Origin of the sequence: Niallia circulans (assembly GCF_007273535.1) — a bacterium.
In the GTDB taxonomy this organism is placed as follows: domain Bacteria; phylum Bacillota; class Bacilli; order Bacillales; family Cytobacillaceae; genus Niallia; species Niallia circulans_B.
This window is the reverse complement of sequence record NZ_RIBP01000004.1, coordinates 2,240,481-2,260,629: the sequence shown is the minus strand read 5'-3', so window position 1 is coordinate 2,260,629 and position 20,149 is coordinate 2,240,481. Positions and strand designations below refer to the sequence as shown.

The following is a 20,149-nucleotide window of genomic DNA, read 5'->3' as shown; positions in this document are numbered from 1 at the left end:
TTACTTCTTCATATCAGGGTATTCAATTCTTGAATGAAATATCCCTTTTAGTGTTTCACAAAGTGTATTTCTTACTTGATCCAATTCCTTTAATGTGAGGTCACAATCATCAAGCTGTCCATCCTGAAGGCGATCTGCAATGATGTTTTTAATAAGTGCTTCGATTTGGTCTGGTGTAGGTGAACTAAGACTCCTAACTGCTGCTTCCACACTATCGGCGATTCCAATGATAGCAGCCTCACGAGATTGCGCTTTCGGTCCTGGGTACCGGAATTCACTTTCCGCTACATCTGGATTTTTTTCCTTTGCCTTATAATAGAAAAACTTCAGCAAGGATGTGCCATGATGCTGCTCAGCAATGTCAATAAGCTCTTTCGGCATTTTACTGCTTTTTAACAGCTGTGCCCCGTCTGTCGCATGTGCAATAATAATATTCTTACTTGCCTGCGGAGGAAGACGATCATGAGGGTTACCCATATTCAGCTGATTTTCAATAAAAAACTGCGGCCTTTTCGTTTTTCCAATATCATGATAATAACATCCAACCCTGGCTAGTAAACCATTGGCACCAATTGCTTCACAAGCCGCTTCGGCAAGGTTTGCAACCATAACACTATGATGATAAGTTCCCGGGGCTTCTGTCAATATTTTTCGTAATAATGGATGATTCGGATTAGAAAGCTCGATTAGCTTCATCGTTGACAGTATATTAAAGCCGGTCTCAAAGAAAGGCAATATCCCAATTGTCAAAACAGCTGACACAATCCCCGAAAGAATCGCACTTAACAGATAAAATCCATATTCCGTTGCTTCCAATTGGCCATTTTGCATGTAAAGCATGCCTAAAATGGTAATTATATTAATTAATGAAACAAGCAGTCCGGCTTGCAAAATACTGGAGCGCTGATTATGCTTTTTCAAGAAAAGGACGCCAGCAATTCCTCCTGCTAATATATATATTCCCATTCCGACATGAAATGCTCCTGCAGTGCCTTCATTAAACATAATCATCCCACTAACAGAAAGGGCGATAGTGACAAAAATCGCCAGCTTTTCTTCGATCAGGATTTTTATTAGCATCGCTGCCATCGCTGCAGGAAAAAAGTATCCAACTTCAATAATATCCTCTTGCTGAAACAGACTGAGGGCTTTCATAATAAGAATAGAAATAATAAAAATAATGGAAAACATCATAGCAGTGCCTTTATTTCGCTTGTTACCACGTTCGTATGCTGTAATATAAAAATAAAATAAGCAAACAATAGACAAGACAATTAATCCAAGACCGATAAAGGGCTTACTCGTATGATCTGTATCTAACAGCCCGACTAATCCAAGCTGGCGGTATACTTCCCTGCTGATAAGCTGACCTTCCTCCACAATAATTTGTCCTTGAAGGATTTTTACAGGCTCCACACTATCGACAGCTTGCTGCCTGAGCTCCTCAGTGCCTGTCGGATCATAGAATTCATTTTGGATGATAGCAAATCGTCCTAGGTCGATGATAGAGCTTTTTATATCACTGTTAATGCCGCTGCTGTTTCTTAATTCATCCTCGACTCGTTTCTTCGCATTTTCTACTTCATCTGCTGGGATTTTGCTGCTCATTACAGAATTAATAGCAGTTACCGTTATATCTTCAGCAATTTCAAGCTCCGTTTCTGAGGAAGCGAGCAATTCTTTTAATGTGCTATCCATAATTTCATTTGTAACGTTGGCTGTTAGTCTTTCTTTAAGCAGAGACAGCTTTTTATCAGGTGTAATTTTCGTTGCAGAAGATGATTTACTGTCTGCTCCATCAGCTTCTGTCGGTTTCTCTGCTTCATTGTTAACCTCTGTCACAGAATCGAAAATAGAGGTGATTAAATCTACACGATTTTGAGCTATTTCTTTATTAACTACGTACACATCTTGGACTTGATTTTTGTTTTCTTCTTTTTTCTTTTCCGTGCTTTCCGTATCTTCAACTGTTAACGGTGAACGGATTGTCTCATTTGCAACGGTAAATACATCAACATTAAGCTTTTCTGGTTTAACATTGCTGTACATAGAGAAAAATAAAATTGCCCCAATAAACAGAAACAGCAAAATTCGAACCGCTGTTTTATTTAAGTATCGGTTCTTATTTTGGATGATATTTTGAAGAAATTCCATTGTAACCTCCTATCTATAAACAAGAGCACTATCCTTTATGTATAAATTTCCCAAAACTCAAAAGATTGATATTTATGTAAAATAATATCAGTTTTTCGTGATGTTTTCACCTTTTTTCTCGATATGAGCTCTACTATTCCAATTCAAACAGGCAAATAGGGCCCAATTTCAACAAAAATTGAGCTATTTACCATTCTGACCTCAATTTAGCTGAAACAAACTTCACACAAAAAAAGAAAAAGACAAACCATGCTTATCAATTTAAGATGGTTTGCCCCTTTTTATCAGCTTTCAATCACGTCATATGCTTTTATAATTTTCCCTACTAGTGGGTGCCTTACAACATCCGTTTCCGATAAGTAGCTGAAGGAAATACCAGAAACATTTTTAAGGATATGCTCTGCTGCAACTAGCCCAGACTTAACACCTTTAGGTAGGTCTATTTGTGTTCTGTCACCGGTAATCACCATTTTAGATCCGTATCCAAGCCTTGTTAAAAACATTTTCATTTGTGCTTGTGTTGTGTTTTGCGCTTCGTCAAGGATAACAAAAGCATCATCCAAGGTTCGTCCACGCATATAAGCAAGTGGTGCGATTTCAATCGTATTTCTCTCAATCAAACGTTGCGTATGCTCCATTCCAAGAACATCATGAAGGGCATCATATAGCGGGCGAAGATAAGGATCTACCTTTTCTTTTAAATCACCAGGCAAAAAGCCCAGGCTTTCTCCAGCTTCAACAGCCGGCCTTGTCAGGATAATCCTGTTTACCTTTCCGCTTTTTAAAGCACTAACTGCCATTACAACAGCTAAATAAGTTTTACCAGTTCCTGCTGGTCCAATTCCAAAAATTAAATCATTTTTTCTGATGGACCGGATATATTCGCTTTGGCCGATTGTCTTGACCCTAATAGACTTTCCTTTTATTGTCTTGGCAATCTCTTCGTCATAAAGTGCTCCAAAATACTCCAAGGTTCCTTTTCTGGCCATTTCAATCGCATAGCTGACATCACGCTGGCTTACAGAAATTCCTTTCCTTATCACCTGCAAAATTTTTTCAACAATTTCCCCTACCAGTTCAATACTGTCTGGATTTGTGGAGGAAACATGCAAAGTTTCGCCTCTTGTTACGATTTGGCAATCAAGCTCTTTTTCTAAAATTTCCAGATTGCGGTCCCCGTTTCCAAGCAAAGCTACTGCCTCTTCTGGGCCATTTAATTTTACATTCATTGTCTTCAAATCTTCTGTCATTCCAAGTCTCCTTGAGTTATAGGTTGTACTTCCGCAATATTTTCAATTGTTGTGAAATCTATATTTAGTATTACTTTACCATTCTTTACCGATTGTCGCAAAATTTTTTCTTTTTTAATTTTGCCATCTTCACCAATTTTTTGTTGAATATCCTTGCGCGCTTTTTCCTTACCAGCTTTAAGGGCTTCCTCCTCCGTATAGCTTCTCGTCACTTCTTCTTTTTCCCTGTATGTCTTGTTAGTAACCTTGAGTGGTAATTCCCATCTAAGAAACTTAACATTTTTTTCGTTTTCCTCTTTTTCGTATTCCTTATACTCTACCTTCCCGAAACCCCAAACAGGAATTTCGTACCCGAAAAGCTTCAAATAATGCTTTTGCTTTTCGTTGCCATTAAACACTTGAAAGGTGCTGTCTAAAGGTATGGTAACTTTGGAGTTATACCATGTTTCTCCCCAGATTTCTCCTCTGGCTGAGACTGCTTTTGTGTTTTTATCTTTCCCATATATTCCGGTTACTAATAGTTGGCCCTTTTTCACCACATCATGGATAGAAAAGACTTGATCGCCTTCCTCAATGAAATAGTCCACGATTGTCGCTTTTTTTGCAGCAATTAAATTTTGCGGCTTTTCCTCTTCCATTTTTTCTGGCTCGTTTTTCTCTACTACTTGAAAATGATAAGTTGTCCCTTTTAATTCCACACCGATCCAGGTTATCGCGTCAATATTATTGGTCAGTTCTGCCTGTATCTCGTCCAATTCTTTAGAAAAAAATTGAAATTCGCCAATTTTTATATCCATCTTATCTAACTGCTTGCGTATCTGATACTCTGTTGCTGGATTAGCACCCTTTATGTCAATTCCCCATACCATGTTGGAAAGGGTTAGAACTAGTCCAAAAAACAAAAATACGCCTATTGCAAACCCGCTGTTTTTCAAGATTCTTTTATAAAGAAAGGGAGCTCCAGCACCACGCTGAAACTCTATTTTTATTCCGCTCCCTCTTACGACCTCTCTAAACTTGCTTATGCTTTTAAGTCCCATTTGAAAGGTGATAGAATGTGGCCCATGCTTTTTGACACTCCACACAGCTACCTTTTTTCTTAAAAGATTATTCAAGAAACGCTCTAAGCCCTTTCCCGTCGCTTTAACTGTAACAATCCCAGTAAAAAATTCTATCCAATGATTTTTCATAGCTTCCTCCCATATTATTCGTTTATGTACATCACCTGATCAATTTTCCCTTCCAGCAATATTTCTTCTGGCAGTATCGTTTTGATGACAAATCCCTTGCCTTTTATTAAAAGCTGGCCCTGTTTCAAGAGCAGCCTTAGTTCCTTGTCTGAGAAAGTCAGCAGCCCACGGTGGTTCTCAATATATATATGGATTTGGCCAATCATTGTGATCCTGGGTAAGTCCATCATGACATCTTGAGGAAGCTCTAAGTTTTTGATCATCCAGCTCCGTAACGTATTTCCCCATTTTTTAGCCATAAAAAAAGAACCCCCTTTCATCTCATATGTATGAGACAAAAGGGGGTTCTAGCACCTATTTTTCAGGAAAAATTCACCTATGATGCAGAATTTCTCCTTACTGTTTAACACCTTGTTTTTTACGAGTAGCTGGATGGGGACGCTTTGCTCTCGGGGCACCGATTATCTCTGCAAATACGACCGCCTCAGCCAAGGAATGACCTTCAAGAAGACCTTTATCGCCTACTAGTGGCTCCGCCTTCTGTTCAGCCTTTACGCGCCTTACAGAAGCTGCCTCCATCCGCTTAAGCTTCTGCTTGAGGGCATCCCGTTCTTTTTTTAGTGCCTCCAATTCGGTAAGCTCGTTAACCTTTTTGGACACTGTTTCTTTTTTCACAGGCGCTTCAAACGCCTGCTCCATTTTTCTTATTACTTGCTTGGTGAAATCCGGTTTAACAGGCGGTGACTTTTTCTGACCTTCTTTGTTGTTTTCCTCCTGCGCTTTTTTTTGGAACAAGGAAAACAGGAAGCCTACCACTATAACAATAATCGAAATATATTCCAAGAGAGACTGCTCCCTTCACTTGCCTTACTTTTTACTATCCTCATCTTTATTGTCGCTATTAAGCTTGCCGATTGATCCTCTCATTTCCGTATCAGCTGTAATGTTCTGCAAGTTCATATAATCCATTACACCAATATTTCCAGAACGAAGTGCATCAGACATCGCCATAGGTACTTCAGCTTCTGCTTCAACAACTTTCGCACGCATTTCTTGGACTTTCGCTTTCATCTCTTGTTCTTGGGCAACAGCCATCGCTCGGCGTTCCTCTGCTTTTGCCTGGGCGATTTTCTTATCTGCTTCAGCCTGTTCTGTCTGTAATTCCGCCCCAATGTTTTTACCTATATCAACGTCTGCAATATCAATCGACAAGATTTCAAATGCAGTACCTGCATCCAATCCTTTTGATAGAACAGTCTGGGAGATCATATCTGGATTTTCAAGAACTTTTTTATGATTGGTTGACGAACCAATAGTTGAGACAATCCCTTCACCAACACGGGCTACAACCGTCTCTTCTCCTGCTCCCCCAACAAGGCGTTCAATATTTGCACGAACAGTTATTCTTGCTTTTGCTTTTACTTCAATCCCATCCATTGCCACACCAGCAATAAACGGTGTTTCAATTACTTTCGGGTTAACGCTCATCTGTACTGCTTCAAGAACGTCACGTCCAGCCAAGTCAATGGCAGCACAGCGTTCAAAGGACAATTCAATATTCGCTCTGTGTGCAGCAATCAATGCATTCACAACTCTGTCAACATTACCACCAGCCAAGTAATGGCTTTCCAGCTGATTTATCGTTGCGTTTATACCAGCTTTATGTGCCTTGATTAGTGGATTGACAACACGACTTGGGATAACCCTTCTCAATCTCATCCCAACCAATGTGAAAATGCTGATTTTAACACCTGCTGCTAATGCAGAAATCCACAGCATAACAGGTACAAATGTCAGGAGGATTCCAAGTAGAATAACCCCTATAATTATGACTGCAATCCAAAAGATTGCCGTTCCGCTCAATACATCCATTATTTATCCTCCTTATGCAGATCAATGTCTGTCAATTCTCTTACAACAATTCTTGAACCTTCTGCTTTGACAATACTGACTTTAACATCCTTGCCAACAAAACTACCTTCACTGACCACATCAATCCGTTCGTCTCCAATTAGGACCGTTCCTGAAGGTCGTAATGCCGTCATCGTAACACCGGTCTTTCCAACAAGGTCATTTCTCGTTTTATTGGAAACATATCCTTCTTCCGTACTAGTAGAGTCTCTCAGCACAATTTTTTTGAAGAATTTCATTTTTCTACCAAACACCTTTACTAAAAGAATAGTGGCGATAATCGATACGGCTACCGCAATAAGAACACTTATGGCAATATGATATACATTGCCACCAGCGAGAAAGACGCTGCCTATAATTGCAGCTATGCCCAAAATCCCGGCTATCCCGCCAACTATAAAAAACTCAAGGAAAACAAGGATAATTCCTGCTGCAAACAGGATAATGGATTCATACCCTGCCAGACCTGAAACAAGATGGCCATAAAAGAACAAAAGCAGAGAGGATATTCCAATAAAGCCTGCAATGCCAAAACCAGGCGAAAACAGCTCAAAAATTAATCCAAGCGCTCCTATCGTTAAAAGAATAGGAATGATGATTGGATTTGTCACAAACCGCGCCACCTTATCAGCGAAGCTTTCATCCATTCTTTCAACTGTTGCATTCTCCATACCGAGAGCTTTGAGCAAATCATCTAAACTACTGACTGTGCCGTTTGAATAATCGACTTCAAGACTTTCAGCGGCGGTCAACGTAAGAAACTCTTCCTCATCATCGCCAAGCTCTGGAATGGCAATTGATTTATCCGCCATTGCCATGGCATAGCGAGGATCTTTACCGCTTTTTTCGGCAGCCCCTCTCATCGCAGACAGCCAATATGACTGGGCTTTTTCGCCGGCAGTATTACCCTGACTATCGATGACACCTGCTGCTCCAAACCTGCCTCTTCCATCCATAAAAATCTTATCAGTGTTTAAAGCAATGAAGGAACCAGCCGAGATAGCATCCTGATTAATGTAAGTGACTGTTTCCAAGCTTGTGCCGGAAATTATTTTTCCGATGGAAACGGCCGCATCTACTGATCCACCAGGTGTGTCCATTTCAAAAATGATAACATCTGCCTGTTTCTCTTCCGCTGTTTCTACGGCTCTGTTTATAAATTCACTCAAGCCCATTTCCACTGTATCCTTTATTGGCACGATATAGACTAATTGCTGGTCGTTAGCATAACTGACTGCAGGAAAAAAGGATAACAAAATACTGAAAAGAAAAGGCACTAACAATATTTTTTTCCTAATCAAGTTTCTCCTCCTTTCCTGTTCGTTTGGTTATAGTACATATACGAATCGGTTTTGAAAAGGTTTCATTTATTTTAATATTATTGACATCTTTTTTTAAAAATAAAATGTTAAAAGGCTGCAATCTAGGACTGCAGCCTTTAAAACAAAATCAATTTATGAAAGGTGTTGTTGTACAAGTTTATTTACTAGTGAACCATCTGCTTTACCTTTAACCTTTGGCATTAAAGCAGCCATCACTTTTCCCATATCTTTCTTTGAAGAAGCACCAGTTTCTGCAATTACCGAAGTAACGATAGCTGATAACTCCTCTTCTGAAAGCTGGTCAGGCATATATATTTCAACATGCTTTAACTCCGCACGTACTTTGTCAACAAGATCTTGGCGACCTGCTTTTTCAAACTCATGGAGGGAGTCCTTGCGTTGTTTCACTTCGCGAGAAAGGACAGTTAACTCATCCTCTTCAGAAAGATCTCCGCCAATCTTAATGCTTTCATTTTGAATGGCAGCTTTTAACATTCTGATATTAGTGAGTTTATCTTTATCTTTGTTTTTCATCGCTTGCTTCATATCATTGTTTAAGCGTTCGAGAAGACTCAATTAATACACCCTCTCTTAGAACTTACGTTTTCTTGCTGCTTCTGATTTCTTCTTACGTTTAACACTAGGCTTTTCATAGAATTCGCGCTTTCTAGCTTCCTGCAAAGTACCAGTTTTTGATACTGAACGTTTGAAGCGACGAAGAGCATCTTCAAGCGATTCGTTTTTACGAACGACGGTTTTAGACATTCTCTTTCCCTCCCTCCGAAACACAACACACTAACATCTCATGGATACCATGTACCTTGACATTATAATATATCAAGGAAGCAAGGTCAACTGTATTTAGCCCTGTACCGAAAATTGTTTTGATTTTTTTTTTGTGATTCCTAAACAAGTATCCCTCATTGTCCATTCTCACACTTATATATTACCACAAAATACAACTTTAAATCTTGTATATCTCTATCATTTTTCATTTTTAGCATGTCCTTTCCTCTTTTTTCATATATTTTTTTGAAGGAGTGAACAATATGCTGTATATTGGACTTTTTATTTTGTTAATTCTGCTGTTTATTTATGGTATGACAATGCTGCGAACAGGCCTTTTTAATCTGTCCTCCCATTCGCTTAAAGCCTTGCTGGAAAAACTGACGAACAAGCCTTGGAAGGGAATGATTGCTGCCATTGTCATAACAGCAGTCCTGCAAAGCAGCTCGGCTGTTATGGTTTTGACAATCGGCTTAATAGCAGCACGCGTACTGACTTTTCCCCAGTCAATCGGAATTATTCTTGGAACAAATATCGGGACAACCTTTACAACAGAGTTCATTACCTATGATATCAGTGACTATTTGCTTCCGTTAGCTGCTGCTGGTGCACTTGGCATATTCATCAACAAATATAAGCTAAGAAGCATTGGCTTTGTATTACTTGGCATCTCGATTGTCTTTACAGCAATGAAAGGATTTAAATACTTTGCCGGGATTATACAGGAAACTCCTCTTATGCAGACCTTCCTCACCCATTTGTCTAATCATATTTTTTGGGCTTTAGCTCTCGGCATCCTGATTACAGCGTTAATCCAATCAAGCACAGCAACAATTGGCATCATTATGGGTTTTTTGACTGCAGATATGCTGTCAATCGAGGCTGGCATTGCCATTATGCTCGGCTCGAATATCGGCACATGCATTACATCCTATCTCGCTTCATTTGGTGCAGACAAAGAGGCCAAGCTTTGCGCCTACGCCCATATATGGCTCAATATTGGCGGTGCGGTGCTGTTTTATCCCTTCATCGGCCAATTGAAGGATGCTGTAGAATTTATGACAAGTGCCAAAGACGTACAGCTTGCCCATGCAAGCCTCTTATTTAATGTTCTATCCTCCATTATTGTTCTTCCGTTTGCAGAACAGTTTGGCAGGTGGATTATGAGGCTTCATAAATAAAAAAGATGGCTACCTGTTTTAGGTAGCCATCCTTTTTATTTAATAGTCGCTGTTGCTTGTAAGTCCATTGACAATCGCAACACCAGAGCTCGCACCAATACGAGTCGCTCCTGCTTCAATCATCTTTTCTGTATCTTCACTGCTTCTAACTCCGCCAGACGCTTTAACACCAATTTCTGGGCCGACTGTCTTTCTCATAAGCGCAATATCTTCTACTGTTGCGCCGCCAGTTGAAAAGCCAGTAGACGTTTTCACGAAGTCTGTGCCTGCTTCAACAGCCAAGACACATGCTTTTTCTTTCTCTTCATCTGTAAGCAAACTAGTTTCAATAATTACCTTTGTAAGTGCTTTGCCTTTTGCCGCATCAACTACTGCTTTAATATCTTCCTTCACAAGATCAAAGTTCTTGTCTTTTAATGCACCGATGTTGATAACCATATCTACTTCTGTCGCACCATTTTCAATCGCATTAGCTGTTTCAAAAGCCTTCGTAGCTGAAGTAGTCGCACCTAATGGGAATCCAATAACTGTACAAACTTTCACTTCTGTACCTGCCAAAAGCTCACTTGCATATTGCACCCATGTTGGGTTTACACATACAGAAGCAAAGCTATATTCTTTTGCTTCCTCACATAATGTTTTAACTTGTTCTTTTGTTGCATCTGCTTTCAATAATGTGTGATCAATCATTTTTGCAATTTGGCTGCTCATATTTAATGGCTCCTTTTAACAATAGTATGTATAGATCTTGTCTTACAAAGGGATATGGAAAAGCATCCATTCTGATACTTTTCCATTTAGAAACTGTCTGCTATTCTATTATACAATAGCCTTTTCTGTTTCTGTATATTCTTCCAAAGCACGTACAAATTGACCTTCGTTAACAGGATATCCTGCTTTTGTAATTTTCACTTTTACAATTTGGCCAACCATGTTTTCTGTTGCAGGGAATACGACTTTCAGATAGTTATCTGTATAACCAACATATAAGTCGTTACCTTCAGACTCCTTATACTTCTCTTCCGGAATCACTTCAACGACCTCCCCTTCATAATTAGAGGCATATTCTTTTGCAAGCTGATCAGATAAAGCGATAAGGCGGTGTACACGCTCGTTCTTTACCTCTTCGTCAATCTGGTCGTCCATTCTTGCAGCTGGCGTTCCTGTCCTCTTTGAATATGGGAAAACATGAAGCTCAGAGAATTTGTGCTCTTTTATGAAGTTGTATGTTTCCATAAACTCTTCCTCTGTTTCACCTGGGAAGCCGACAATAACGTCAGAAGTAACCGCAAGTCCTGGAAGTGCCTCTTTTAAGCGGGTAATTCTTTCAGCGAAGAATTCCATCGTATACTTTCTTCTCATCCTTTTCAATACAGTATCAGAACCTGATTGAATCGGGATATGAAGATGGTTAACAATTATTTTCGAATCATTTAATACTTCAATCACTTCGTCTGTAATTTGACTAGCTTCAATGGAAGAAATACGAAGTCTTTTCAGTCCTTTTACTTGAGATTCCAAATCTCGAAGAAGTCTGGCAAGATTATAATCTTTCATATCCTCACCGTATCCACCTGTATGGATACCTGTAAGAACGATCTCCTTATAGCCTGCATGAACTAGCTGTTGTGCTTGTCTGATTACTTCTTGCGGATCTCTTGACCTCATTAAGCCTCGGGCCCATGGAATAATACAGAATGTGCAGAAGTTGTTACAGCCTTCTTGGATTTTCAAGGAAGCTCTCGTTCTGTCAGTAAATGCTGGAACGTCTAATTCTTCATACACTCTGTTTTTCATGATATTGCCAACTGCGTTAATCGGCTGGCGTTCTTCTTTGAATTGTGTGATATAATCAAGCATTTTCACACGATCCTGTGTTCCAACAACTATGTCGACACCAGGGATTGCCATAATCTCAGCTGGTGATGTTTGTGCATAACACCCAGTAACACAAATGACAGCATCAGGATTTTTTCGAACAGCTCTTCTTATAACCTGACGGCTCTTTTTATCCCCTGTATTTGTAACCGTACATGTATTGATGACATAAACATCTGACATGTTTTCATATTCTACTCTATCGTATCCTTGCTCTTTAAATAATTGCCATATAGCTTCCGTTTCATAATGATTTACTTTACAACCTAATGTGTGAAAAGCAACTGTTGGCATATTGTTCACCTCATCTATTCAATAGTTCAAAATGATAGGAAACAGCAGAAAGTAAGTATAATGGTGCTGTTTCCGTTCTTAATATTCTTGGTCCGAGTCCACAAGCTATAAAGCCGTTTTCCAAAAGGAGCTCAACCTCTGAATCAGTCAGGCCGCCTTCAGGGCCGAATACTACAAGCAGCGTTTGTCCCTTTTTCAAGGAAGAAAGTGCCTTTGCAAGATTAGCGGTTTCCCCTAGCTTAGCCTCTTCTTCATATGCGACGATTGAAACGTCATATTGTGCAGCTTTAGTGATAAGCTCCTTCACTGAAACTGGTGTGGAGACATTCGGTAAAACAGCGCGATGCGACTGCTCTGCCGCTTCCTTGGCAATTTTATTCCAACGGCTGATTTTTTTATCGGACTTTTTTGCGTCCCATTTTACAATCGAGCGAGATGCAATAAAAGGGATAAACTCGTGCGCACCTAGTTCTGTGCCTTTTTGGATAATCCATTCCAGCTTATCCCCTTTTGGCAGGCCGCTTACTATTGTTACAGTGACCGGCAGCTCCATGTCTGCCTCTATCCATTGTACCACTTTTGCTTCGATTTCGTTTTCGGTAATATTTTCAATAGAACAGCGAGCTGTTTGCTGATTAGAATTGACGCAATATATTTCATCGCCAAGCTTCATGCGCATAACTCTTGTAATATGATGAAAGTCATCTTCTTTTATAAGGAATGTGTTCTCTACATTTTCCGCGAAATAACGTTGCACTGCTTAAAACCTGCCTTTACATATAATCAAGGAATTCCCGCTGTGAAAGAAAGAGCCTTATAAGCATACTAAAAGAAGTTTGCAGTAATACGAACAAACTTCTTTTTAGGTTTACTTTGCTTTTTTCGCTGTGATGCTAATCCAATCTTCCATTTGGACTGTTTCAACAATTTCAAGCCCTGAAGCAATGATGGCAGCCTTTACTTCTTCTTTTTTCTGAAGAATGATACCTGAAGCAATAAAATAGCCATCCTCTTTTAATAAGCGGTAAACATCATCTGTGAAGCGGACAATTACCTCTGCAAGTATGTTAGCAACAATCACATCAGACTCTTGCGTTATTCCATCAAGTAAATTATTTTGCTGGACTGTAGCTGTTTCATGCACCTTGTTTAACTTCAGATTCAGCTTTGCTGATTGAACAGCAACCTCATCCAAATCAAGGGCAAGCACTGATTTTGCTTGGAGCATGGAGGCTGCAATACTCAGCACTCCAGAACCTGTACCAACATCAATAACTGTATCGCCTTTTTTTACTATTCTTTCCAAAGCTTGGATACATAATACTGTTGTTGGGTGTGTTCCTGTTCCAAACGCCATCCCAGGATCCAGTTCAATAATTAATTCATCACTGTTTACTGGAGTATAGTCCTCCCAAGTCGGCACAATGGTGAATTTCTCTGAAATCTTAACAGGATGATAATATTTTTTCCAGGCAGTAGCCCACTCTTCCTCATTCACTTCCATAATTGACACTTTATTTAACCCAATATCGATATTAAATAAAATTAAATTATTGATTGCTTCTTTAATTTCATCTACCGTTTCGCCTAAAAAACTGTTGATAGGCAGATATGCTTTAACCAAAACGCCCTCTTCGGGGTAATCGTCAGGATTGAGTTGGTAGATTTCGCCAAAACGGTCTTCTCTTTCTTTTATCAATTCGAAGGGATCCTCAATTACCACCCCGCTAGCACCTGCTTCGTGCAAAATGTTCGAAATAGGTTCAATCGCTTCATTTGTTGTATGAATTGTGATTTCAGACCATTTCATTTTCTACCAACTCCAATCAATCTTTATTCACCCTTAAAGGCTCTTTTTACTTTTGAGAAAAAGCTTTCTTCCTCTTCCCCTTGAGGGGCATTTCCAGTTAGCTCTGCAAATTCCTGCAGCAATTGTTTTTGTTTATCCGAAAGCTTAGTCGGTGTAATTAAGCGTACAATGACATGCTGGTCACCGATACCGTAGCCGCGTACATTGGAGATACCTTTTCCTTTCAGACGGAATTTCGTTCCTGTCTGTGTTCCTGCGGGTACCTTAAGTTTAACCTTGCCATGCAATGTCGGCACTTCCACTTCATCACCAAGTGCAGCCTGCGCAAAGGTAATAGGCATTTCACAGTAAACATCTTCACCGTCACGCTCAAAGAATTCATGTGTTCTTACATGGAATACGACATATAAATCTCCAGCAGGACCGCCATTAACGCCTGGCTCCCCTTGACCGCTGACGCGTAATTGTTGCCCATCATCAATACCAGCTGGAATTTTCACTTTAATTTTACGGCGTTTTTTCACTTTTCCTGTGCCGGCGCAAGTGCCACATTTATGTTTAATTTCTTTCCCAGTACCATTACAGTGCTGACACGTTCTTCTATTGACAATTTTCCCGAATGGCGTGTTTTGCTCCACATTTAATTGACCTGTTCCGCTACAATGCTTACAAGTAACAGGTTTCGTTCCAGGCTTTGCACCTGTACCGCTGCATGTTTCACAAGTTTCCTCACGAGGAATTTCAATTTCTGTTTCTTTTCCAAATGCAGCTTCCTCAAAGGAAAGTGTCATCGTATATTGCAGATCTGCTCCTTGTCTTGGCGCATTTGGATCACGTCTGCGTCCACCGCCGCCACCGCCAAAGAAGCTGCTGAATATATCCTCAAAGCCAAAGCCGCCAAAATCACCAGCTCCACCACCAAAGCCTTGGTTAGGATCTGTGTGGCCAAATTGGTCATATTGAGCACGTTTTTGTTCATCACTGAGCACTTCGTATGCTTCTTTTACTTCTTTAAACTTTTCGTCTGCATCAGCTTCTTTATTGATATCAGGATGATACGTTTTTGACAGTTTTCGATATGCCTTTTTTATTTCATCCTTGGAAGCTGTTTTCGCAACGCCAAGGACTTCATAGTAATCTCGCTTATCCATTTATAATTGCCACTCCCCGATTCTTTTCACATAGATGATATTGTAACATTTTGCAATTCTAATGTACAATAGTTTATTCTTAACGACTAAGAAAAAGCCTGCTCTTTTTTTATAAAATACATTAGCATTATGAACGTTTTTTTTAGCTATTATAAAGAAAAGCCAAAGCCAAGGATTACCTGACTTTGACTTTTTTGTTTGGCATGTGCTTATTTGTCGTCTTTTACTTCTTCAAATTCTGCATCTACTGCATCATCATCTTTACCAGCTGATTGCCCTTCAGCACCTTGTGCTGCTTGAGCTTGTTTCGCTGCTTCTTCATAAAGCTTAGCAGAAAGATTTTGAACGATTTCTTGTAGCGCATCCTTTTTCGCACGAATTTCTTCTAATTCGTTTTTCTCGATTGCTTCTTTAAGCGCATCTTTTGCTTCATTAGCTTTTGCTACTTCTTCTTCATCCACTTTGCCTTCCAAATCTTTTAGTGTTTTTTCTGTAGTGAACACTAATTGATCTGCTTCATTGCGCAATTCAACTTCCTCTTTGCGCTTTTTATCAGCTTCCGCGTTTTCTTCTGCTTCTCTAACCATTTTGTCGATTTCTTCGTCAGATAAACCTGTTGAAGATTTGATTGTGATTGTTTGCTCTTTATTTGTTCCAAGGTCTTTCGCACGAACATTCACAATACCGTTTTTATCGATATCAAAGCTTACTTCAATTTGTGGAATTCCACGTGGTGCTGGCGGAATATCTGCCAATTGGAATCTACCTAATGTTTTATTGTCAGCAGCCATTTGGCGCTCCCCTTGAAGCACATGGATGTCAACAGCCGTTTGGCTGTCAGCAGCAGTTGAGAACACTTGTGACTTAGATGTTGGGATTGTTGTGTTACGGTCAATAAGCTTTGTGAACACGCCGCCCATTGTTTCAATTCCCAATGATAATGGTGTTACGTCAAGAAGAACAACGTCTTTAACGTCACCAGTGATAACTCCACCTTGGATAGCTGCACCCATTGCAACTACTTCGTCAGGGTTAACACCTTTATGAGGCTCTTTACCTGTTTCTTTTTTGATTGCTTCTTGTACAGCAGGTATACGAGTAGAACCACCAACAAGGATTACTTTATCAATTTCAGAAGCACTTAAACCAGCATCTTTTAATGCTTGGCGAGTTGGACCCATTGTACGTTCAACTAAATCAGCAGAAATTTCTTCAAATTTAGCACGAGATAGCGTTACTTCTAAATGAAGCGGGCCAGCTTCTCCTGCAGTGATAAATGGAAGTGAAATTTGTGTAGAAGCTACACCAGACAAGTCTTTTTTCGCTTTTTCAGCAGCGTCTTTAAGACGTTGAAGAGCCATTTTATCCTTGCTTAAGTCAATACCGTTTTCTTTTTTGAATTGATCTACTAAGTAATCAATGATTACTTGGTCGAAGTCGTCTCCACCTAGACGGTTGTCACCAGCAGTTGACTTTACTTCGAATACACCGTCACCCAATTCAAGGATGGAAACGTCGAAAGTACCGCCACCAAGGTCATATACTAGAATTGTTTGATCTTCTTCTGTTTTATCAAGTCCATATGCAAGTGCTGCTGCAGTTGGCTCATTGATGATACGTTCTACTTCAAGACCAGCAATTTTACCTGCATCCTTAGTAGCTTGACGTTCTGCATCATTGAAGTAAGCAGGAACTGTAATAACAGCCTTTGTTACTGTTTCGCCAAGATATTCTTCTGCATAACCTTTCAAATATTGAAGGATAATAGCAGATACCTCTTGAGGAGAATAGTTTTTGCCTTCTACCTCAACTTTGTAGTCTGTACCCATATGACGTTTGATAGACATGATTGTGTTTGGGTTTGTAATAGATTGGCGTTTTGCCACTTCCCCAACTTGACGCTCTCCATTTTTAAATGCAACTACAGATGGAGCTGTGCGGTTACCTTCTGGATTTGGGATAACTTTTGGTTCTCCGCCTTCCAATACAGCAACACATGAGTTTGTTGTACCTAAATCAATTCCAATAATTTTACTCATGGAAAAATTCCCTCCAATTTTTTTAATATGTAGATCTTACTGACTAACCTTAACCATAGCTGGTCTGATAACTCTGTCTTTTAATTTGTAGCCTTTTTGGAACTCTTCTACTACAATATTAGGTTCTGTACCTTCCACTTCTACCTGCATTACTGCTTGATGTAGATGGGGATCAAATTCAGTTCCGACAGACTCGATTACTTGAACACCCTCTTTTTCAAGTGCATCCAACAACCCTCTGTATACCATTTCCATACCAGTGTATAAACTTTTTGCTTGTTCTTCAGTCGCTTCAACCTTCATAGCTCTTTCAAAGTTATCGATTGCTGGTAGCAAATCCATAACGATGCTTTGTGCTCTATATGTTTGCGCCGCTTCTAAATCAAGCTTTGCCCTGCGGCGGGAATTATCAAAATCTGCTTGAAGACGTAAATAGCGGTTTGATTCACTTTCAACTTTCGCCTCAAGTTCAGCAATTTTAGCATTTGCTGCCTGAAGATCCTTATCAAGTGAGTCTGACCCTTCTTGGGCATCAGCAGTCGTTTCCTCTTGCTTCACTTCTTCAAAGACCGCTTCCGTCTTTTCATCAGCTGCGACTTCCTCTTGTAGCTCTTCATTCATCGTTGTTTTATCTTCTGCCAACATATTCACCTCCCTTAAATGAATTATTTGTCATAAATAGTCTTCACAGTGAACTATTATACATAATCAGCCTATATAATGCTTCCAGAAACTATCATTTTTTTAAAAAAATCTTGTCCCTGCCAACATTCAAAACTATCTTTGTTTTAAGGGACAACTATTTATTAACTATATCCTTTGATGTTAGTTTTGATACAGCCTTGTCAACACTTTTGTGAGATCATGTGTCATCAAGTTAAGCAGGCTGACAACCCTAGAGTATTCCATCCTCGTAGGACCCAATATCGCAATGGAGCCAAGCTGTTTTTTTCCTAATGAATAGGAAGCAGAAATGACGCTGCAGTTTTCCATTGCTGAAACATTGTTTTCCGTACCGATTTTAATGCTGATATCTGTTGAATTATTACGGATCAAATCATGGATGCCTTCCTCTTTTTCGATCATGGTCAACAAATCTCTAATCTTATTGACATCATGAAATTCAGGCTGGCTCAGCATATTTGTTTTGCCGCCAAAGAAAAGCTTCTCATGAGTATCGATTTTAACAGCATCGTAGATAGAATTCAAAAATAAATCATAATGATTAATATGAAGTTTTAATAAGGAAGCAACTTCCTTATAAATTTTGTTGTGCAGCTTCTCGATAGAGACTCCGGCAAGTCTTTCATTAAGGATATTCACAAGCTTTTCAATGTCATTTGCATCAGTAGATTCCGGCAAATGAAACATTTTATTTTCGACATGTCCTGTATCTGTTACGATAATGGCTATCGCTGTTTGAGCATTTAATGGGACGATTTGAATTTTTTTCAGCTTGTTTTCCTTAACAGCAGGACCCAACACTATTGTCGTATAGTTTGTTAACTCTGACAGTATTTTCGCTGATCTTTGGACCATATTTTCCAATTCGTAAATCTTTTCAGCAAAAACGGAATTCAGTGTCAACACATCTTCTTTGCGAAGCTTTTGCGGCAATAATAAGTGATCTACATAAAAACGATAGCCCTTTTCACTCGGAATTCGTCCAGATGAAGAATGAGTCTTTTCCAAAAAACCAGACTCCTCCAAATCAGCCATTTCATTTCTGATAGTGGCAGAGCTAAAGGATATCTCGGGCTTTTTCGACAGGCTTCTTGAACCAACCGGCTGAGCAGATGCTATAAAATCATCAACAATCACTTGCAGTATCAATAATTGACGATCTGTTAACACATTCATCACCTCTGTTAGCACTCATTAGCACCGAGTGCTAATTCTATTTATAAATTATCAAATACAAGGGGACTATGTCAATAATTTGGTTCTTATTTCGTAAAGAAATTCTTTGCTATATTTTATCTGCCTGCAAGGAAGGCGTTAAAGAATTCCAATGAATGATTGGAACACTTCGTTTCCTAGGAAACGTCCGTTGTATGTTAGCTTTAAATTTCCATCATCCATGGAAATTAACCCTCTTTCCAACAGCCCTTTCAGTTCTTCTGCAAATAGTATCTCGATGTCTTGATTATATTTTTGTTTAAAGGATTTTAAGCTAACACCATTGTTTTTTCTTAAACCTAAAAACAGCTCTTCTTCCATTTGTTCTGTTCTGGTAACCTTATGATTATCAAGAAGCGGCAGGTTCCCTTCTGCAAGAGGCTCCATATATTTCTTCAATGGACCAAAATTAGAACGGCGATATCCGTTAACATAACCATGAGCTCCTGCGCCGAAGCCATAGTATTCTGCATTGTTCCAATAGGTGATGTTATGAATACTTTCATAACCATCTTTGGCAAAATTGCTTATTTCATACTGTTTGTAGCCATGTTTCTCCATTTCCTCCATAAGAAGACGGTACATCGTTGCTTCAGCATCTTCACCTGGTGTTAAAAGCTTACCCTTACGAAGAAGATTATAAAATACCGTTTTCGGCTCAATAATCAGTGAGTACCCAGAAAAATGCTGAATATCTAATGTGAAGGCCTGCTTTAATGTTGCCGCAAAATCCTCCACTGTTTGACCTGGTAAACTGTACATTAAGTCGATGCTAATATTGTCAAATCCGATTTTGTTCGCTGCTTCAACAGAAGAAAAAACATCCTTTGCCCGGTGCGTTCTTCCAATTCGCTGCAACAATTCATCGTTAAAGGATTGCACACCAAAGCTTAAACGATTGACCCCACCATCATACAGAGCCTTCAGTTTATCTGGAGCCAAATCTCCAGGGTTTGCCTCAAATGTATATTCAGCATTTTTGTCTAAAACAAGATTTTCACTAATAATTGCACATAATCGCTCCAACTGCTTAGCATTTAAGCTTGTCGGTGTACCTCCTCCGACAAAAACGGTTGAAAGTGCATGTTGGTTCTTAGCTGCTGTCAGCTTGATTTCCTTTTCTAAGGCGTCCAAATATTCGTCCACAGGCTGACCCTTAAGAAACACTTTATTAAAATCACAGTAATGACATATATGTTCACAAAATGGGATATGGATATATGCTGCTTTAATCAATATGTCACGGTCCTTTCTTTTTGCAAATAAATAAGAAAAGAGGTTAGC

Annotated in this window: 19 protein-coding genes; 1 reads left to right on the top strand and 18 read right to left on the bottom strand. The window is 39.4% G+C overall.

Annotated elements, in window-relative coordinates:
• The 9 genes from CEQ21_RS19020 to rpsU all read right to left on the bottom strand — a co-directional run bounded on the left by CEQ21_RS19020 (nt 1) and on the right by rpsU (nt 8,592).
• Nucleotides 1-2,154 carry an HD family phosphohydrolase gene (locus CEQ21_RS19020; protein WP_185765864.1) on the bottom strand — a complete coding sequence of 718 codons (2,154 nt, stop codon included), beginning with the start codon at nt 2,152-2,154 and terminating at the stop codon, nt 1-3.
• A 284-nt stretch (nt 2,155-2,438) separates the two neighbouring features.
• The gene (locus CEQ21_RS19015) at nt 2,439-3,404 is read right to left on the bottom strand and encodes a PhoH family protein (protein ID WP_185765863.1); all 966 of its coding nucleotides are present in this window, start codon (nt 3,402-3,404) and stop codon (nt 2,439-2,441) included.
• On the bottom strand, nt 3,401-4,594 hold the full coding sequence (gene yqfD / locus CEQ21_RS19010; protein ID WP_185765862.1) for a sporulation protein YqfD: 1,194 nt from the start codon (nt 4,592-4,594) through the stop codon (nt 3,401-3,403). The genes CEQ21_RS19015 and yqfD overlap by 4 nt, the downstream gene beginning before the upstream one ends.
• Before the next feature lie 14 nt (nt 4,595-4,608).
• Complete coding sequence (gene yqfC, locus CEQ21_RS19005; RefSeq protein ID WP_127737412.1) at nt 4,609-4,893, bottom strand: sporulation protein YqfC; 285 nt, start codon at nt 4,891-4,893, stop codon at nt 4,609-4,611.
• A 97-nt stretch (nt 4,894-4,990) separates the two neighbouring features.
• On the bottom strand, nt 4,991-5,437 hold the full coding sequence (locus CEQ21_RS19000; RefSeq protein WP_185765861.1) for a hypothetical protein: 447 nt from the start codon (nt 5,435-5,437) through the stop codon (nt 4,991-4,993).
• Nucleotides 5,438-5,461: 24 nt separating this feature from the next.
• Nucleotides 5,462-6,466 (bottom strand): flotillin-like protein FloA, encoded by a 1,005-nt coding sequence (gene floA, locus CEQ21_RS18995; RefSeq protein ID WP_185765860.1) that lies wholly within the window; start codon nt 6,464-6,466, stop codon nt 5,462-5,464.
• A complete protein-coding gene (locus tag CEQ21_RS18990) occupies nt 6,466-7,806 on the bottom strand; it encodes an NfeD family protein (RefSeq protein ID WP_185765859.1) in 1,341 nt (446 codons plus the stop codon). The genes floA and CEQ21_RS18990 overlap by 1 nt, the downstream gene beginning before the upstream one ends.
• 153 nt (nt 7,807-7,959) lie before the next feature.
• Nucleotides 7,960-8,403, bottom strand: coding sequence for a GatB/YqeY domain-containing protein (locus CEQ21_RS18985; RefSeq protein WP_127737408.1), 444 nt, complete (start codon nt 8,401-8,403; stop codon nt 7,960-7,962).
• A 15-nt stretch (nt 8,404-8,418) separates the two neighbouring features.
• Nucleotides 8,419-8,592, bottom strand: coding sequence for a 30S ribosomal protein S21 (gene rpsU / locus CEQ21_RS18980; protein WP_003152957.1), 174 nt, complete (start codon nt 8,590-8,592; stop codon nt 8,419-8,421).
• A 284-nt stretch (nt 8,593-8,876) separates the two neighbouring features.
• Here rpsU and CEQ21_RS18975 point away from each other — a divergent pair, with 284 nt between their 5' ends.
• Nucleotides 8,877-9,794 (top strand): Na/Pi symporter, encoded by a 918-nt coding sequence (locus CEQ21_RS18975; protein ID WP_185765858.1) that lies wholly within the window; start codon nt 8,877-8,879, stop codon nt 9,792-9,794.
• Nucleotides 9,795-9,833: 39 nt separating this feature from the next.
• Here the strand turns inward: CEQ21_RS18975 and deoC are convergent, their stop codons facing one another.
• The 9 genes from deoC to hemW form a co-directional block, all read right to left on the bottom strand.
• Nucleotides 9,834-10,505 carry a deoxyribose-phosphate aldolase gene (gene deoC / locus CEQ21_RS18970; protein ID WP_127737406.1) on the bottom strand — a complete coding sequence of 224 codons (672 nt, stop codon included), beginning with the start codon at nt 10,503-10,505 and terminating at the stop codon, nt 9,834-9,836.
• Between the two features lie 108 nt (nt 10,506-10,613).
• On the bottom strand, nt 10,614-11,966 hold the full coding sequence (gene mtaB, locus CEQ21_RS18965; protein ID WP_185765857.1) for a tRNA (N(6)-L-threonylcarbamoyladenosine(37)-C(2))-methylthiotransferase MtaB: 1,353 nt from the start codon (nt 11,964-11,966) through the stop codon (nt 10,614-10,616).
• Nucleotides 11,967-11,976: 10 nt separating this feature from the next.
• On the bottom strand, nt 11,977-12,723 hold the full coding sequence (locus CEQ21_RS18960) for a 16S rRNA (uracil(1498)-N(3))-methyltransferase (RefSeq protein ID WP_185765856.1): 747 nt from the start codon (nt 12,721-12,723) through the stop codon (nt 11,977-11,979).
• Between the two features lie 111 nt (nt 12,724-12,834).
• Nucleotides 12,835-13,776, bottom strand: coding sequence for a 50S ribosomal protein L11 methyltransferase (gene prmA, locus CEQ21_RS18955; RefSeq protein WP_185765855.1), 942 nt, complete (start codon nt 13,774-13,776; stop codon nt 12,835-12,837).
• A gap of 23 nt (nt 13,777-13,799) precedes the next feature.
• Nucleotides 13,800-14,927: a molecular chaperone DnaJ gene (dnaJ, locus tag CEQ21_RS18950; protein ID WP_185765854.1), complete on the bottom strand. Its 1,128-nt coding sequence runs from the start codon at nt 14,925-14,927 to the stop codon at nt 13,800-13,802.
• Nucleotides 14,928-15,136: 209 nt separating this feature from the next.
• On the bottom strand, nt 15,137-16,966 hold the full coding sequence (dnaK, locus tag CEQ21_RS18945) for a molecular chaperone DnaK (RefSeq protein ID WP_185765853.1): 1,830 nt from the start codon (nt 16,964-16,966) through the stop codon (nt 15,137-15,139).
• A gap of 36 nt (nt 16,967-17,002) precedes the next feature.
• Nucleotides 17,003-17,611 (bottom strand): nucleotide exchange factor GrpE, encoded by a 609-nt coding sequence (grpE, locus tag CEQ21_RS18940; RefSeq protein WP_185765852.1) that lies wholly within the window; start codon nt 17,609-17,611, stop codon nt 17,003-17,005.
• A 180-nt stretch (nt 17,612-17,791) separates the two neighbouring features.
• Nucleotides 17,792-18,820: a heat-inducible transcriptional repressor HrcA gene (gene hrcA / locus CEQ21_RS18935; protein WP_185765851.1), complete on the bottom strand. Its 1,029-nt coding sequence runs from the start codon at nt 18,818-18,820 to the stop codon at nt 17,792-17,794.
• A 144-nt stretch (nt 18,821-18,964) separates the two neighbouring features.
• Complete coding sequence (hemW, locus tag CEQ21_RS18930; RefSeq protein ID WP_185765850.1) at nt 18,965-20,101, bottom strand: radical SAM family heme chaperone HemW; 1,137 nt, start codon at nt 20,099-20,101, stop codon at nt 18,965-18,967.
• Nucleotides 20,102-20,149: the final 48 nt, after the last annotated feature.

Bases quoted from the DNA above. Each gene is read 5' to 3' on its own strand.
- CEQ21_RS19020 (WP_185765864.1), bottom strand. From the start codon at position 2,154: ATGGAATTTCTTCAAAATATCATCCAAAATAAGAACCGATACTTAAAT.
- CEQ21_RS19015 (WP_185765863.1), bottom strand. From the start codon at position 3,404: ATGACAGAAGATTTGAAGACAATGAATGTAAAATTAAATGGCCCAGAA.
- yqfD (WP_185765862.1), bottom strand. From the start codon at position 4,594: ATGAAAAATCATTGGATAGAATTTTTTACTGGGATTGTTACAGTTAAA.
- yqfC (WP_127737412.1), bottom strand. From the start codon at position 4,893: ATGGCTAAAAAATGGGGAAATACGTTACGGAGCTGGATGATCAAAAAC.
- floA (WP_185765860.1), bottom strand. From the start codon at position 6,466: ATGGATGTATTGAGCGGAACGGCAATCTTTTGGATTGCAGTCATAATT.
- rpsU (WP_003152957.1), bottom strand. From the start codon at position 8,592: ATGTCTAAAACCGTCGTTCGTAAAAACGAATCGCTTGAAGATGCTCTT.
- CEQ21_RS18975 (WP_185765858.1), top strand. From the start codon at position 8,877: ATGCTGTATATTGGACTTTTTATTTTGTTAATTCTGCTGTTTATTTAT.
- deoC (WP_127737406.1), bottom strand. From the start codon at position 10,505: ATGAGCAGCCAAATTGCAAAAATGATTGATCACACATTATTGAAAGCA.
- mtaB (WP_185765857.1), bottom strand. From the start codon at position 11,966: ATGCCAACAGTTGCTTTTCACACATTAGGTTGTAAAGTAAATCATTAT.
- prmA (WP_185765855.1), bottom strand. From the start codon at position 13,776: ATGAAATGGTCTGAAATCACAATTCATACAACAAATGAAGCGATTGAA.
- dnaJ (WP_185765854.1), bottom strand. From the start codon at position 14,927: ATGGATAAGCGAGATTACTATGAAGTCCTTGGCGTTGCGAAAACAGCT.
- dnaK (WP_185765853.1), bottom strand. From the start codon at position 16,966: ATGAGTAAAATTATTGGAATTGATTTAGGTACAACAAACTCATGTGTT.
- grpE (WP_185765852.1), bottom strand. From the start codon at position 17,611: ATGTTGGCAGAAGATAAAACAACGATGAATGAAGAGCTACAAGAGGAA.